This is a genomic window from Flammeovirga aprica JL-4 (assembly GCF_012844305.1).
In the GTDB taxonomy this organism is placed as follows: Bacteria; Bacteroidota; Bacteroidia; order Cytophagales; family Flammeovirgaceae; genus Flammeovirga; species Flammeovirga aprica.
In genome coordinates this window covers 1-17,301 of the sequence record NZ_JABANE010000070.1, presented here as the reverse complement: position 1 = coordinate 17,301, position 17,301 = coordinate 1, and the positions used below count along the sequence as shown (strand labels likewise).

Annotated in this window: 8 protein-coding genes; 6 read left to right on the top strand and 2 right to left on the bottom strand. The window is 35.9% G+C overall.

All coding sequences use genetic code 11. The annotated features are described in order from the left end of the window. Nucleotides 1–55: 55 nt before the first annotated feature. On the bottom strand, nt 56–2,920 hold the full coding sequence (locus HHU12_RS21890; RefSeq protein ID WP_169658877.1) for a LuxR C-terminal-related transcriptional regulator: 2,865 nt from the start codon (nt 2,918–2,920) through the stop codon (nt 56–58). Nucleotides 2,921–3,114: 194 nt separating this feature from the next. On the opposite strand from HHU12_RS21890, the gene HHU12_RS21885 reads away from it, so the two are divergent. From HHU12_RS21885 to HHU12_RS21865, 5 genes are all read left to right on the top strand, one after another. Continuing rightward, the gene (locus tag HHU12_RS21885) at nt 3,115–5,130 is read left to right on the top strand and encodes a sugar porter family MFS transporter (RefSeq protein ID WP_169658876.1); all 2,016 of its coding nucleotides are present in this window, start codon (nt 3,115–3,117) and stop codon (nt 5,128–5,130) included. A 991-nt stretch (nt 5,131–6,121) separates the two neighbouring features. After that, a complete protein-coding gene (locus HHU12_RS21880) occupies nt 6,122–9,238 on the top strand; it encodes a SusC/RagA family TonB-linked outer membrane protein (RefSeq protein ID WP_169658875.1) in 3,117 nt (1,038 codons plus the stop codon). Between the two features lie 30 nt (nt 9,239–9,268). After that, entirely contained in the window at nt 9,269–10,801 is a 1,533-nt protein-coding gene (locus tag HHU12_RS21875; RefSeq protein WP_169658874.1) for a RagB/SusD family nutrient uptake outer membrane protein, read from the top strand. 166 nt (nt 10,802–10,967) lie between these two features. Beyond that, nucleotides 10,968–12,506 (top strand): PKD domain-containing protein, encoded by a 1,539-nt coding sequence (locus HHU12_RS21870; RefSeq protein WP_169658873.1) that lies wholly within the window; start codon nt 10,968–10,970, stop codon nt 12,504–12,506. Nucleotides 12,507–12,575: 69 nt separating this feature from the next. Then, on the top strand, nt 12,576–13,874 hold the full coding sequence (locus tag HHU12_RS21865) for a glycoside hydrolase family 26 protein (protein WP_169658872.1): 1,299 nt from the start codon (nt 12,576–12,578) through the stop codon (nt 13,872–13,874). A 412-nt stretch (nt 13,875–14,286) separates the two neighbouring features. Here the strand turns inward: HHU12_RS21865 and HHU12_RS21860 are convergent, their stop codons facing one another. Further along, nucleotides 14,287–15,588: a glycoside hydrolase 5 family protein gene (locus HHU12_RS21860; RefSeq protein WP_169658871.1), complete on the bottom strand. Its 1,302-nt coding sequence runs from the start codon at nt 15,586–15,588 to the stop codon at nt 14,287–14,289. Between the two features lie 292 nt (nt 15,589–15,880). Between HHU12_RS21860 and HHU12_RS21855 the strand changes: the two genes are divergently transcribed. Continuing rightward, nucleotides 15,881–17,032, top strand: a complete 1,152-nt coding sequence (locus tag HHU12_RS21855; RefSeq protein ID WP_205959958.1) for a glycoside hydrolase family 26 protein — start codon at nt 15,881–15,883, stop codon at nt 17,030–17,032. Nucleotides 17,033–17,301 lie beyond the last annotated feature (269 nt).

Here is a 17,301-nt window from a genome sequence, read left to right as displayed (position 1 = left end):
TCCAAAAAAGTAAAAAGTCTTCCAAACCTAGGTTCGGAAGACTTTTAACTATTCATTAAACGGAGTTGCTGACTACTTCATTTTCAACTTTTTGAATGAAATCAGTGAGCTGAATATTTTTGTCGAGGTTTAGTTTTTTTCTTAGACGATACCTTGAGGTTTCTACCCCTCTCACGGATAAGTTGAGTGCATTTGCAATGTCTTTTGTAGACATATTCATTTTGATGTAAGCACATATTTTTAATTCTTGAGTACTCAACTGAGGATAGTTCTCTTTAAAATATTCAAAGAAATCAGAGTGGATCAAATTGAAATGATCCTTGAATCTCGCCCAGTCTTTTTCATCATCAATGTCTTTGCTGATACGGTTGGCTAAATGCTGAATTTCTTTTGCCACTGCCACATTTTCAGCTTTTGTAGATACTTTTATAAGATCATTTTTAATGGTGGTAAGAAGTTCGTTACGTTGCGTTAGGTGGAAAGTAGATAGGGCAAGTTCCTTGTTTTTAAAACTAATTTCCTGATCATGTTTTTCCTGAACGAGTTGTTTGATGGTATCATCCTGATCCACAATTTGCTGTTCCTTTTGCCCTACAATACTCAGCCACTTTTTAGAGTATCTTAATTTAGAAAGCTTTACAATACCGAAGGTGAAGCCAAAGGCAATCAAAGCATACATAAGGTAAGCAAAAGGACTTCTGTACCATGGTGGAAGGACGATAAAAGCAATTTCTCTCTGTGCACTCACTTCACCATAAATATTTTTGGCTGTCACTTTAAAAACATAGTTTCCCTCTTTCAGGTTAGTGTAAACACTAGCATGTTGTGTGTTCCATGGTTTAGGGATCTTATCAAATCCTTCTAAAAATGTTTGGTAAGTATTGTATTCCAACCCATCAAAATAGGGTGCTGCATATGAAAAAGTAACATCATTAAACTCATAGGAGATCTCAATTTTTTCCTCATCATTGGTAAGAATACTATGAGATTCAATTCCGTTTGTGTTATTAAAACTTCTGATGGAAAGCGGGATGCTTTTCTGTACACCTCTTTTAAACCTTGGATTGAATAAAATAAAACCTTCTTTGGCCGTAATTAAAACATTAGAAGGGTCAATGCAGATAATGGCTTCCAAATCATCACTGATATATTTATTCACCCTTTCAAAAAGCTGTCTTTCCACATAAGGGTTATCCGAATTGAGGTCATAAATCAATCCTACCTTGTTATTCTGAATAAAATAGACATTTCCATGAATATCATTGGTCAAGCATGAAACCCTTTCTCTGCCTAATATTTCTGTAAACTTTTGATCTCTTTCAAATACATCTTTCTTGGCATTATATTTAAAAATACCATTCTCACCGCAAAAAAGAAGTTCATTATTCACCTGAAATAAATTGATCAAAACATTGGAATAAAAGCCTTTTTCTTTTCCATAAAAGTCTACTGAATTCACCTTATAATTATCAAAATCGAGGGTGAGTTTGTAAACACCCTTAAAACCATGACTGATCCATAAAGTATTTTCATTTTCCAAAGCCAATAACCTTGATGATTCTTCAAAGCCGTCTATTTTATTCGTCACCCATTTATCATCGACTTTCTGATGTATATAAAGACCATCATAAGCACCTCTTAGGAAAATATCTTCTCTATTTTTTAGAGGAAGTACATTCCAAGCACCTTTAATAGAGGATACGAGTTCATTTTCATTCTCTTTGATCACATATAAACCTTCATGTTGTCCTTGGAACAAGCGGTTTCCAATTCCTGTCAATTTGTATGTATGACCACTATTCATACGTTTGTAATGAGGTTCATTATAAAGCGGTTCCGGGCTGTATTTGTAGACACCGTTTGTTGTGCCTAGATAGAGTTCATTTTGAAAAGAAGTAGCAGAATAACCGCCTCCTTCAATACCAATTTTTTCATTAATCAAACGGAAAGGAGAGTGCAGTTCTACATAAGAAAGGCCGTTTCGATGTGCGAGCCAGAGGTTCTCAGACTGATCTTGAAAGATATTGTAAACAGTCATGTCTGCAAGTCCATTCTTTTTATTGAGATGAAGTACAATTTCTCCATTCTCGTTCATCACAAAAAGTCCGTTATGCTGTGTTGCAATAGCGATGGTATTGTCTTTTAAAAGTGTTGCATGATTGATTTTTGCTTTTTCAAAAATAGGCCAAACATTAGACATCCACGGTTTGAACCCCTCACCGTTGTTGATCAAAAGTTTTCCATCATGTGAGAGCGCTAATAGTGAGCCATTAGGAAAGTTGATGATTGACCTGAGGATATGCCCTTGTAAAACCTCTGTGCCGTCGTATTGCGGTAAGATTCTTTTTTCATTCCAATTTAATAACCCTACTGTAGGCGAACTTGAAATGAAATCTCCTTTTATATAAAAGCTATAACGGATGTCTTTAGGGGGAATAAGCGTTTCGACTTTACCGTCATAATAAACAAAAATTCTTTTATGCGAACAGAAGATCACTTCGTTGTTTCTTTTACCCTGATAGATGTTCCAAATCTCATCAAAACTAACCTCTTCATCAATAGTTGTTCTTAATGATTGGAAAGAAAGTTCTCCTTTCTCATTTCTTTCAAAATAGCCAAATTCATTCTGCCCACCCACATATATTTTATCGCCAAGAGCATAAACACATTTCAAGTTATTATTTCCCTTGTTCAAAGTATAAGTTTTCCATGATACGCCATCAAACTCTAAAAGTCCGAAGTTATTGGCGATATAAATAAACCCATTTTGGTTTTGAGTAATACTCCAATTCTGTGAACCTGCTTTATATGTAGTAGCAGAGAAAGTGTTCACAATAGGAATCCCGATAGTTAGATTTTCAGCTATCAGAGGGTTGAAATAACTGCTAATTATAAAAAAAAGTAATAATTGATATTTCATATGATAGTTTTTATAGTGTTTCAAAAAATGAGCATACTGAAGAATAATTTTGCATGCTTGAAGTAGTAGAGCGTTTGTCCAACGTATGTATGCAATATCGTGAAAATAACGTAGAGACTACTACTTCAATATCTTTTTGGGGTACTTCAAATATACGTCAACCCCTACTTAAAGCTTTTTAAACGCCTGTTTTAGTGTCTTTAACACATTTAAAAGTAGTAATATCGGTTTATCACAAAAATGAGCTGGCAGTGGTAGTAGGTCTACCGATTTTTAATGATTGTGATGAAATAAATGAATTAAATATTATGTTGGAGAAAATCAAAAATGTATACTACCCTGTAATGGTTGCTTCGATTGTTGCAATTGGAGGATTTTTACTGGGCTTTGATGGAGTGGTCAACTCCGGGGCAATCCCTTTTTATAAATATACTTTCGGTATATCTGATCAGCCCTTATTAATAGGTATCTCAAGCAGTATGATTATACTGGGAGCATTTGTAGGTAACCTTTCGGCAGGGACAATCAGTGATAAGTTTGGTAGAAAGCCTAGTTTAATGCTTACCTCCATTCTATTTTCAGTGGGTGCATTAGGAACTGCTATGGCTACCAATATTTTTCTATTTATTTTTTGCAAACTGATTGCAGGGTTGGGAGTAGGTATTGCCATTCTTGTGGCGCCTATGTACATCTCTGAGATTGCACCGCCAAAACAAAGAGGATGGCTAGTAACTTTTAATCAATTGAATATTGTATTAGGTCTTTCGATCGCGTATTTTTCAAACTATTACATTCTACAGATGGTGGAAGATCCCAATCTCAACTGGCGATGGATGTTAGGAGTGGGAGCCATTCCGGCATTGCTTTATACTTTGCTTTTACTAATAATACCAGAAAGCCCAAGATGGCTATTACAGCATCATAAAGAAACGGAGGCATTAAAAGTGCTTAAAAAAGTGGGTGGTGAAAGTTATGCACAAGAAGAATTGCAGACGATTAATACATCTTTATCAAAGCAAAGCAAAAACACCAACCAAAAGGACCTCAGAGGAGAATTATTCCAGAAGAAAATGCGATTGGTGTTATTTATAGGTTTAGGTCTAGCTATTTTCCAGCAAACTTCAGGAATCAACGCCATTTTATATTATGCACCAATGATTTTTGAGATGACAGGTGAGGGACAGGACAGTGCATTTATGCAATCTATTATTATAGGCATTGTGTTCGTAGTCATGACAGTGATTTCAATGTTGTTGATTGATCGATTAGGCAGAAGGCCGTTGCTTATCATGGGTACAACTATTATGACTTTTTCCCTTTTCTTTACAGCATATTATTTCTATGATGCGACTTACAGTATCACAAAAGAAAAAATAGCTGGAATAAGCAACTCACTGGAGCGTAATATTCTTTTAGAAGAGTTTAAAAGAATGGATGTTGAGCTGTTGCCATTTGATGAATATAAAATTATGGGTGACAAGCTTCAATTATTGAAAAACGGTACAATTACGCAATCAGTCAGTGGAGTGAATGAGAAGATTTTTGCGGAATTGACACAAATCAGTATGTTTACGAGTAGTTTGAACAAAGCAGTTGGTTATACCTTTGAGTCGGAATTAGATTTGTATGGCGAAGTGAAAAGCGATCTTTTCCTTCAGCTTTTTCCAAATGAACACGCCATCAGTCCTCAAACAGAACGTGATCCATTTTTCTTAGCCGCAAAAAATGATTTGTTAAAAGGATCTGACTATAAAAAAGCATTCAGAAAATCGATCAATGCCACATTCTCATCACAATATCAATCCATTTTATTGAACAACAGTATTCATATCAATTCTTTCTTTGTACTGTTTGGGATTCTAGGTTTCATCGCAGGATTTTCTATATCTGTAGGTCCAGTAATGTGGGCTATGTTGCCAGAAATTTTACCGAATCATTTAAGAGGAATAGGAATTTCAATTATCGGTGGTGTGAATTCAGCAACAAGCTTCTTGGTGGCTACAGTCTTTCCGTTAGAGTTGGAATTATTGGGTGCCGGAACCACTTTCGTGATATTTGGCGTGTGTATGTTGCTTTGTTTCGCATTTTCAGTTTTTGTAGTTAGAGAAACAAAAGGGAAATCATTAGAACAAATAGAAGAGGAGTTAATAGGGGAGAAAATTAGTGATGCAACTGATGCAGGTGATGTTGTAGCTCCTTTAGCACATTAATAATACAGCAGTAGTTTTGAAGCTCATATAGGAGTTATTACACCCTTTTGTGAGTAAATAGAATAACCAATAAGTACTCTAAAATTAAACAGCAATTATTTCTATGGTTTTTAAAGCGAGGGAAGAGATTCTCTCGCTTTTTTTTGTCTTTGAATTGTGCTGAGTGTATTAGAATAAAACCAATATCAATGAAAACGAGTATTTCGTAGACCCATAATTGAAATTATGGGCTTTTGGGAAGATAACTCTTTTATCAAATTGTGATAATAATATTTGTCTTCTCTGTATTTAAATGGTTATAAAGACTGTAAATATTTGAGGTCTGTCAAGATTATAATGAAAGTTGGAAAATGTGATAGCTTCCCATAAGCCCATGACTTACAGTCATGGTGCACGTAATTATTGTTCAATTTCTTTCTTCATCTTTAATTTCTCATTAGGAGATATTTAACAATAATGTTAAAAACTACCTTCTATCTCGTTTTTCAGCCTTTTTTCTAAAGAAGTACTACATTCAGTCTATTTTGCTACATAAAGAAGTAGTCAAAATGAGACTTTACAGTGTGTTTTGAACCTTGAAAACCATATTTATTAGACCTGAAACACCTTGTGTAGTTGTGTCTAATTGATTTATAATCTTGATTTTATCTAAATCTATAGGGGATAAATAGTACAATATGGTGATGTTACAGGTTATTACTACATTATTTGAAGTATTGAAGTAGCTGGTGTAGTGTAAAAAAGTGTCTTTAGTACACGTGAAGTAAGTTTGCGTGCTACTTGAAGTAGTGTTGAAGTGTATGATTTTTTGATGTTTGGGTGTAAATATTCCTTAATTGCGGTATGCAAAAGGTTAAAACTTTTATGAAAGTGCCAGCTTCATTAATAAGGGTAAAAGCCCTTTTAGAATAGAAGTTTTAATCGCTTAGCACTATCTATTATTCTTTGATCTACACTAAATTTTTAAACTATTGAAGAAAACTGTATGACAATGAAATATACTTTAAACTATTCAAATCTTGCTTTGCTTAGAATGTTAAGGAAAGTAGCCTTGATCAGTACTTTTTTCTGCTTAATACTAACAGAGAGTTTTGCTCAAGAGAGAATCATAAAAGGTACAATTAAAGATTCAACAGGTCCAATCCCAGGGGTGAACATCACAATACAGGGAACGTCAAAAGGAACGGTAACTGATTTTGACGGAAGGTATCAATTAGCAGTAACTGATGACGCAGTGCTAATAGTTACTTATATTGGTTATAAGACAGAGAAATTTCCTGTAAATGAGTTGTCAAGTTTTGATTTTGTGTTGGAAGAAGAAACCACACAAATGGAAGAGCTTGTAGTAATTGGTTACGGTACACAAAGTAAAAAAGATGTAACGGGTTCAGTAGCTTCAGTAGATAACGAAACACTGACAGTAGCTGTGGAACCAAGTGCAGAAATGGCAATGCAAGGTAAAGTAGCTGGTGTTTCTGTTTCACAAAGTTCAGGTTCACCAGGTTCAGCATCCACAATCACAATTCGTGGTCAAGGTACAATTGGTGATGCCACTCCACTTTATGTAGTTGATGGTATTCTTACTCAAAACATCTCTTTCTTAAACCCTGCGGATATCGAGAAGATGGACGTATTGAAAGATGCTTCGGCAACTGCAATCTACGGTTCAAGAGGTGCAAATGGTGTAATCATCATCACAACTAAAAAGGGTAAAGAAGGAGGACAAGTAAATGTAACTTTTGATGGTTACGCAGGTGTTCAGCAAGTAGGAAACTATATTCCACTTACAGATGCTTATCAGTATGCATTCCTTAGAAATGAGGCAGCAAGAAACGATGGAAACGCTGAGAAATACTCTTTAGAAGATTTAGCGAGATTCAGACAAGAGGGCGGAACAGACTGGCAAAAAGAGATTTTCTCTAAGCCAAGTGAAGCAGCGATTCAAAATTATCAGTTGACAGCAAGTGGTGGTAATGAAAAGTCTCAGTTTTTGATGAGTTTGAACTACTTTGACCAACAAGGTATTATTGCTCCTTCAGCATACGATAGATTGTCAGGAAGATTGAACGTAAAATCACAAGTAAGTGAAAAGTTTGCAATTGGAGCCAACTTAGTAATGACGCAGTCTACTCAAAACATCATTCCTCAGAACAATGAGTATGAAGATCCAATTATGCATGCAGTAGGTTCTTCTCCAACTGACCCTGTATTTCATGAATTATATGGTCAAGATCCTGATTACACTTACTCTACATCATCTATCTCTGATGAATTTACAAACCCAGTAGGTAGATTATCACAATCAAATGACGAGTTAGTAATTGACAGATACCTTACAAACATTTTTGCTGAATATGAACCGATTCAAGGTTTGACTTTCAAAACAATGTTTGGTATGGACAGACAATACCAAGAGCGTAAGATTTTCAACCCTAAATTTATCGATAAAGGTAACGTGAAGTTGACAAGAGAAACAGCTCGTTTAGGGATCTACCAAGAAAAACACTTTTCTTATACATGGGATAACACTTTGACTTATAAGAGAAATTTCAGAAATAAGCATGACATTACAGTATTAGGTGGTGTGTCATTGTACAATGAATATCACGAGTTTTTCAACGGTGGTAAATCAGGAATGCCGAATGATGAGTACTTAAGATATTTAGATTCTGGTATTGCAACAGAAAATGACATTGCACCAGCCAACTTCGCTCAAGATGCAGGTATCTTATCTTACTTAGGTAGATTTATTTACAGCTATGATGATCGTTATTTATTGACAGCTTCATTCCGTATGGATGGTTCATCAAGATTGTCAAAAGATTACCGTTGGGGTACTTTCCCTTCGTTCGCCTTAGCATGGAAAGTATCAAACGAAGAGTTTATGAAAAACGTAACGTTTGTGAAAGATCTTAAAGTTAGAGGCGGTTGGGGACAAGTAGCCAATGATAAGATGCCGAACAACTTAGGTTTCTACCCTACGATTTCGACAATTACAACGGGTCTTCGTTACCCTGTAGGCAACTCAGGTGTGATTCAAGACGGTGCTTCAATGGTAACCGGTCCTACTACAAACCTTGTTTGGGAAACTTCAGAGCAAGTGAACGTAGGTGTGGATGCAGCCTTCTTGAACAACAGATTAACAACAACAATTGATTACTACCAGAAAACAACATTAGATATGCTTTTCCAAGCTGACGTTGTAGGTGCATCAGGTTTTACACAGAACCCTTGGACGAATGGAGCGTCAGTTAGAAACTCAGGTATTGAATTGGTGTTAGGATGGAGTGATGAAACGGAAAGCGGTTTCTCATATAGCTTGTCAGGTAACTTCTCTTACAACAAAAACGAAGTATTAAGTACTGGTGCAAAAACACCTTTTAATACAGCGACACTTTGGGGACAAGATATATTATTAACGACAAAAGGTGAGAGCATTGGTTCATTCTATATGTATGAAACAAACGGTATCTATCAACAAGATCCTGATGAGGCGAATGGTGATGTGCCATTGCATGACAACGTAAAAGCAGGTGATTTGATTTATGTAGATCAAAACAATGACGGTAAGATTAACGGTGAAGACCGTAAGGTTATCGGAAACTCAATTCCTGTTTACAACTATGGTTTATCAGCAAACTTAGGGTACAAAGGTTTTGATTTAATCATTTTCCTTCAAGGTATGGGAGGTCACAAAATCTTCAATGGTATCCGCTTCAACTCAAGCAAAGCCAATTCTAACTACTTTGCTTCAGTATTTGAGGGAGAAAGATGGACAGGTCCTGGTTCAACGAATGAACACCCAAGAGTGACAGGTACTCAAAATAACAGACAGTACTCTGATTATTACTTAGAGAGCGGTGATTTCTTAAGAATCAGAAACGTGCAGTTAGGTTACACAATTCCTGCACACGTTACGAAGAAGATGGGAATCAATAAAATTAGAGTTTACGTAGCAGGTCAGAACTTATATACTTTCACAAAGTATACAGGTTTCGATCCTGAAATCGGTCAAAACTTACAAGGTCAGACTATCGACTTCAGTATTGACAGAGGTAACTACCCAGTGCCAAGAATTTATACAGCAGGTGTAAATATTGGATTCTAATTTTTGTATAACGATAAAGAAATAATTGAAATGAAAAATAGATTTAAAGCATTAGTCGCTGGGGCATTGATCGGTTTGGGAGCATCAAGCTGTTCAAACTTCCTAGAAAGAGAGCCTCTAGCAAGGGAAACTACAAAAGTATTCTTGTCAGATCCAGCGAATATTGATAGAATGTTGATTGCGGCGTATAGCCCAATGCTATGGAGTTTTTCACAAACGCAGTTCTACCCTTATTTTATTTTTGGTGATATTGCTTCTGATGACGGTTCAAAAGGTGGTGGATTTGAAGGTGATTTGGATTACATGACCACTATCCAGAAGTTCCAGTGGAATGCAAGCGATCCAATGTTTGAGTTGGTATGGCAAAAGCACTTCGCAGGCGTTTTCAGAGCCAATAATGTACTTTTTGCATTAGAAGCAAGTAAGGAGAAAATTGCAGAAGATGATTACAATCAAGCGTATTCAGAAGCAAGATTCCTAAGAGGATGGCATTATTTCCAATTGGTGAAAATGTTTGGTGGTGTGCCTATCATCGCTACTGAAGACGATTATACGAATATCAAAAATATTTCTAGAGCTACTGAAAAAGATACGTATGATTTTATCTTAAATGATTTCAGAGAAGCACAAGTAAACCTTAAGTTAAAAGGAGAATATGATGCCACTTACTTAGGTAGAGCTACCAAAGGTATGGCACAGTCTTACTTCGCGAAAGCTGCTTTATATTCGAATGAAACAGGGTACTATGACGAGGCTTATAACTTCGCTAAAGAAGTTTCTGGCTCTGGACAATACGCTTTGATCGAATTTGAAAAGATTTGGAGACTTGAAAACGAAAATGGTGCTTATTCAATTTTTGAAGTACAATTTGAACCATCAGCTTTCCATAACTGGAACATTCAATCTACAGGTTCATATACTAATATGATGACCTCTATCAGAGCAGGTTCAGACAGTGAGTTTGGTGAAGGTTGGGGATTCAATATTCCTAACAAAGAGTTAGATGTGCTGTTTAGAGAAGCAGGTGATGACATCAGAAGAGAACAAACATTAGTTTATGACGGTGAGGTAGTTTATCCTGAAGATGGTTTTGAAATGGAAGTGCCAAGTTCACCTTCTGATACATGGTATAACACTGAAGGTTTAGGACAGCAAAAGTATTTCTTGCCTTTAAGTGAGCAAACACCTTCAAGTATTGGAGACCACAGATGTAATGGTCATTCTAATTACAGAATGTTTAGATACGCTGACTTACTGTTATTCCAAGCAGAGTTAGCCATCAAATTGGGTAAAGCCGGAGAAGCTGCTACGCCTTTCAATGCAGTAAGAACAAGAGCAGGTTTAAGCTCAATCGGGGCACCTACCTTAGAGCAGGTTTATGCTGAAAGACGCTTAGAATTAGCAATGGAAGGACACCGTTTCTTTGATCAAGTAAGAACAGGTCAGATCACACAAAGATTATTAGATGAAGGATTCAAAAAAGGAGTTCATGAAAAATTCCCAATTCCTCAGTCTGAAATTGATTTGACAGATGGCGTGATTGAAGGAAACCCAAGTAATTAGTATGAATAATAATAACTGTTAGCTGATATATAATTATCAGCTGGCAGTCACATAAGATATTTCTTTCTTTCGTTGGTAAATTTTACCAAGCTGGCACCTTACTGCCTATTTTTTAACGATCTCACTAGAGACACACTATTCTTTTTACATTTTAAAATTTAATGAAATGAGAAAATTAAACTTTTTGACATGGTTTTGTCTTGCTTTAATGGCACTTGTGTATACATCTTGTAAAGAAGATGAAGCTGTAGTATCGGGACCAACAGGTACTTTGATGGTGACACAAGCTGATGGAAATAATTCAGAATTGACTGTTAAAGTAGACAATCCTCAAGGAGCGACTTCATATAAATTTAACTTCGGTGACGGTACAGAATATACGGCTGAAGGTCCAGAAGCGACTCATACTTATTTATGGAATGACGACTTTGAATTGACGGTTACACTAATTGGTACAACAGGTGTAAACGCTTTGAAGCAAACAGTAACAGTATCAGATGCTAAGTCAGATGCAATTTGTAACAGTGAGTATTACCAATTACTGACAGGCGGTTGTAATGACGGCGGTCCTGGTACAGGTAAAGTTTGGAAGTTCTCAGTGGAAGTTGGTGGTCACGGTGTAGGTACTTTAGATGACCCAATCGAATTAGCAACTGCAGGTTTATGGAACTCTAACTTTAACCACTGGAAAGGAGAGAACACTGAGGATATCGTAGCTTTAAATATCTTAGAATCTAGATTTACTTTTGGTGTACTTCCTAACACAATGAAAGTTGAAGCAACGCACCAAGTGAACAACTGGCAAGAGAAAACAGATCAAACGAAATACCATGATTTCGAAACTGCGTATGTAGGTCAAGAATCTTATCCTTTCGAAGTATATGAGGAAAATGGTAGCGTATTCTTAAGCTTTGGTCAAAGCGGTTACATGGGTTACTACCAATCAGTAAACGGTGGTTCTAACTCACTTTACGAGATCGTGAAATTGACTGAAGATGAGCTTTATGTAAGATTCAAGTGTGTAGTTGATCCTGATAAAGAAGGTGTAGAATTTGAGTACAGATACTTAAGATATGTTCAAGAGGATGTTATTGAATTAGCACCTATGCCATGGGAAGACAAAGCTTTAGGTACAAAAGCAATTGCTGCAAGCTTCACAGATAACTTAAACGTAACAGTTGGTGATGAAACATTGAAATTCAAAGCACTTAGCGGTACAGCTGAGTCAGTAAGCAACCCTGACGGTAGCGGTAATGTAATTCAGTTTAATCGTTACCCTGCATTAGGAGCTGGTTTAGTATTGCCATTAAGACATAGATTGGACTTGAAAACTCAAAACAAATTCTCTATCATGGCTTACTTCCCAACAACTAATGACTATGAAACTGTTGATGCTGCTGCAGAGCCTTGGACAGATTCAGAAGGTAAATTAGCGAGCTTTATCCGTATCCGTTTAGGTGATACAAGATTAGGTGGTAACGACTGGCAAACTGAAGCTTCAATTACATCTGTAGGTGAAACTGGTAAGTGGGTTGAGTTAACTTTCGAATACAAAGGATTTGCTATCAATAACAATGCTGATGGTACTTTAATTAATGACGAAGTATCAAATGTAGATGTTTATGATAAAATCTATATTCAGTTCGGTGGTGAAGGACATAGAAATGCAGGAACATTCTACGTGACTGATTTCAAACTACTTTAATCATTTCTTTGACAAAAACAGTCTCTTCTTCATTTGGAGGGGAGGCTGTTTTTTTATAACTAGAATTATATGAAAGCCTGGATTTTATTATTTATATCATTTTTTGTGTCTCAATTTATTTATGCTCAAGACAGATCTGCTTGTTTTGGAGGCGAGGCAAAATTTATTCCTTCAAATGGAGAAAAGCTACTGATCATAGGGCAGGACTTAGGAGCAGTTGGAGGATTATCTAGTTATACTGATGGGTATATTGATGCGTTTGATTACTATCCCTCAGGAGTAACTACTTATACTAACATTGTGAATCTTCAAGGGTTATCTAGTAAAACAAATTATGGAGCAGGTGATGTGAATGCTCAAAAGTATTTGGACGAATCAAAGTTTTCGAATACTACTATTGCTATTGGGTTGTATTTGGTAGGGGAGGAAAGAAATGTAATTAATGGTAATAGAGATTACAATATAAGGAAACTAGCAAAATGGATTAAAAATAGTAACCGTCCAGTATATCTAAGGATTGGTTACGAATTTGATGGACCACACAACAATTATAATCCATCAAATTACATAAAAATGTACCAGCATATTGTAGATGTGTTTGATGAAGAAAGAGTTTTAAATTGTGATTTTGTTTGGCAATCAGACGGTGTTCATACAGTAAACACTTTAAATTCATATTATCCTGGAGATGAATATGTAGATTGGATGGCTTTCTCTTATTTTGCTCAAGGTGCAGGTAATTCACTGATTAATTTTGCAAAAGATAAAGGAAAACCTGTAATGATTGCAGAAGCCACTCCAATGGGGTTTGATTTGGAAGCTACTAGAGAAGACGTATGGAGTAAATGGTTTACACCTTTGTTTGATTTAATAGATAAAAATGAAGAAATAAAGGCTTTAGCTTATATCAATGTAGACTGGAACGCTCAACCAATGTGGAAAGACAGCGGTATTAATTGGGGAGATTCTAGAATTCAAGCAAATACCTCTGTGTTCAATAATTGGAAAACGGAAACGGATGATGGTACATGGCTCAAGAGTAGCAGTGAATTGTTCACTACTATAGGTTATCCTTTTACTGCTGATGAAGGTTGTTTTGCCACTGTTACCTCTTTGGAGCAGGATTTAGCTAGCCAAATAACTGTTTATTCAAATAATTCAAACTTGAAAATTGAGTTGAAGGATAATATTTCTATACACCAGCTAACTATTATTGAATTAGGCTCAGGAAAAGTTATTGAAGAAGTGAAACTGGATAAAAAATCAACATCTTTAGAATTGCCATTAAGGTCTGGATTGTATTCTTTAGTAATGTACAATGACTTAGGAGAGCAAATCATCAAAAAAGTATATCATACTACAAAATAAAAAGTTCTGATATTGGTTTGATGTAAAAATAGAATCATAAAAAAATCCACGGCTCAATTAAAAGCGGTGGATTTTTTTGTCTCCTGTAGAAGCGTAGCTCGCTACGCAAAAAACTAAAAGGGAGTTAGATTGATCATAACACAAAACTACCCATTAAGTTTACCGCCTCGTAGCAACGTAGCCTGCTACGTTAAACAAAGAGAGGGAATACAATCAGAGACAGTAATTATAAAGAAAACTCTATTTGAAAAAGGATCTCAACCTTCAAGTTTATCTAAGTTTCAGACGTTTTGCGTAGCAGGCTACGCTTCTACAGGAGTGAGTCTGTAAACGGAGACTATTCAAAATAAATAATTGAAACGCTCTATTTCGGATTTCAGGTAGCCCGCTACGTTTCTAGGATCAATTTCGATTATAAATCCTTTAACTCACCAACATAAAAAGGAATATTTGCGGTACCAACTTTTCCTTTTTCATCATACACATACACAAAAAGTCTATAATCACCTTCCATTTTTGGAGTTTTAAAAGTAATGGTAGTTCCCTTGTTTTCTGATATTTTTATCTCTACAATAGGAGGGACTTGCTCAAAAGCGCCGCCTTGACTTTTTACTTTCACTTCTTCCATCAATTCCCAATGAAAGCGTAAGGCGTCACCATCAATATCTGAAGCGTCAATACTTGCAGTTAGTGTGTTTTCATCCCTAATCACGATAAAATCGGTAGCTTTTTTATTATTCAAAGTGATTGACTTAACAGATGGAGCTCTATTTTCAGGGTATTTACCCGTCCAGTATTTTGTTAGCTCATCAATACGGTCATCACTTCTTCCATCAGGAGTGAATAATCCATACCAAGTGGGTGTTCTTTCTTGTTTTTGTCCCCAATAAAAGGCAAATGTCCCAAGGAAAAGAGGATCTTTATTTTCAACAATTCCTTTTTGAATACGATGCGCTAAACCTACTCCTTTTTCAAACGAAGTTTCTTCAATTTCTCTATCCCAAGGTGTAATAGGTCTTTCCCAATGCCCCACAGCTCCATATTCGGTCACCATATATGGTATTTTCAAGCCAAGTTCCTTCACACGTTGAGGTAAAACCAATAAATCACCATACACTTGGAAAGAGATAATATCTAAACTAGGTGCACCTATTAAGGCCACTTCAACATGCTCTTTGGTGATTCCTGCAAAAGTAGTAGTAACGGGATGAATGGGATCAACACTATGAATAAACTGTATGATCTCTTCCAAAGCATCATAGACTTTAGGATTGACCAATGTAAGGTTTCCATTATCATCAAAAAGCAGGTTCAATTCATTTCCAACTACCCAACACAATAATTCAGGTTCATCCTTGTATTTTAAAACTTGTGCTTTGATTTCTTCAAACTGTTTCGCTACTGCTTTCTCATCATTATAATCAAAGCCATGAAGCTCTTGATGAACAGCAATGCCCAAAGCCACTTTGAGATTATACTTTCTCGCAGAGTCAAATTTAGCTTCTCCATTGTATGTACTCCACGTTCTGATAGCATTTGCCCCCGATTTTTCAAGCAATTCATACCTGTTAATACCGACATTGTTATCAATACCGACACCTTTAATGAAAAAGTGTTCTTGATTGAAGAGGTTTAGCCGAGAATTGTCTTGAGCAACGCTGAAAATCGGTAATAAAAAGAATAGACAGTAGAAAAATTTAGATTTAAATTTCATTTCGTATACTATTTATGTTTGTTGATAAACAAAAGTACTCCTATTCTGAAATAAAATGTTGATTTTGATACCGATAGAGTGTTTTGAAGTAGCGTTGAAGTAGGCGTGAGAGTAGTTGTAGTAGTCGATTTTATAAAAAAAATAATGACCTTTGAAATAGGTATTCGGACAAACAGTTTCTTAAAGCGAACCGTTCAAATACTTAACGAAACGAAAGAATATTACTGACCATTTACTTCACTACAAGTAAATTTTTTGGATTAGTCATCCAACAATTTTTTATCAAATATGAATGATGAGAACAGTTTATTTAATAGCTGTCTCTTTTGCTTTAGGTTTAATAGGGTGCGGAAAACAGACAACTGACAAATCTTTTATAGAAAGTGCTGTTGCTTCTCCTTCTTTAACGGCAAAAGTGGATAGGCCTTTAGCAAAGTATGAACCCGAAGATGGAAAAGTATTAGTTTTTATAGGACAAGAAATTACAGCTCTCGGAGGATTGGACGAATATAATGATGGATATTTAGATCACTTCGAAAAAAGACCAGCAGGTTTCACTTCTTACTCTTTTCTAACGCCAGGTGATACAACGTTTGGTTTCGTACATAAAGGGTTAGACGGTATATATAGTACAGATAACTGGGGTGATAGTGTTTATAATGCAAGCCTTCAGTTAGCAGATCCAGACTTTGACAATATGATGTTGGCCATTGGTTTGGGTATGGTAAATCATGAAACAAAAGTGGCTAATGGTGAGCATGATGAAATGATCATCAAATTGGGTGAGTTTATCAAGTCTATTGCTCCTCGTCCTGTATTTTTAAGAGTAGGGTATGAGTTTGATGGTCACTTATGGAACCATTATAACAAAGAGGACTTTATCAAAGCTTTCAGAAGAGTGAAAGACATTTTGGATAAAGAAAAAGTGGACAACGTTGCTTACGTATGGCAATCTGCTGGTTTTGTCTCTACACCTGGCCAGCTAGAAGACTGGTACCCTGGTGATGAATATGTGGATTGGTGTAGTTTCTCTTTCTTCGCAAGATGGCGTGAACAGGAAATGATAGAATTTGCAAGAAAGAAAGGAAAGCCAGTATTTATTGCAGAGGCTTCGCCAACAGTTTCAGGTCCTTATATGAAGTTTGATAATCAAACGTTGCCAATGGATTTGAATAATGAAGCAGAGGCACAGTTAGCATGGAACGAGTGGTTCGTGCCTTTCTTTGAGACAATTGAAAATAACGGAGATGTAGTAAAAGCATTTTCATATATCAATTGTAATTGGAAAACACACCCGATGTGGTTTGATAACCCTACCTTCAAATTGATTGACGCAAGGTTACAGGTTAACAAGGACATCAAAAAGAAATGGGAAACAAAATTAGAAGACAAACGATACATCATGTCTTCAGAAGATTTGTATAAAAAATATACAATTCGTTAATCATGGATTTAATAAGTAGAAATAAATAGGTAATTCATTTAAGTAGTGTATGCTTAGCGGTTCATAGTCTTCTTGCAAGACTAACAAACAAATATTCAACAAGACACATGAGGGATTCATATCCTTCGTGTGTCTTTTTTATTGATGTGATGGAGCGGGGAAGAAGAAATGAACTAAAATAACGTGTACCACGACTAGAACCTTAGGTTTGTATATCAATCATTACTTGTAATATTCCAAGAAGGAGGTTTACTTAGTAAGAGGGTTTA

What these genes read in the sequence shown, in the direction of transcription:
- HHU12_RS21890 (WP_169658877.1), bottom strand. Translation starts at nt 2,920, where the DNA reads ATGAAATATCAATTATTACTTTTTTTTATAATTAGCAGTTATTTCAAC.
- HHU12_RS21880 (WP_169658875.1), top strand. Translation starts at nt 6,122, where the DNA reads ATGAAATATACTTTAAACTATTCAAATCTTGCTTTGCTTAGAATGTTA.
- HHU12_RS21875 (WP_169658874.1), top strand. Translation starts at nt 9,269, where the DNA reads ATGAAAAATAGATTTAAAGCATTAGTCGCTGGGGCATTGATCGGTTTG.
- HHU12_RS21870 (WP_169658873.1), top strand. Translation starts at nt 10,968, where the DNA reads ATGAGAAAATTAAACTTTTTGACATGGTTTTGTCTTGCTTTAATGGCA.
- HHU12_RS21865 (WP_169658872.1), top strand. Translation starts at nt 12,576, where the DNA reads ATGAAAGCCTGGATTTTATTATTTATATCATTTTTTGTGTCTCAATTT.
- HHU12_RS21860 (WP_169658871.1), bottom strand. Translation starts at nt 15,588, where the DNA reads ATGAAATTTAAATCTAAATTTTTCTACTGTCTATTCTTTTTATTACCG.
- HHU12_RS21855 (WP_205959958.1), top strand. Translation starts at nt 15,881, where the DNA reads ATGATGAGAACAGTTTATTTAATAGCTGTCTCTTTTGCTTTAGGTTTA.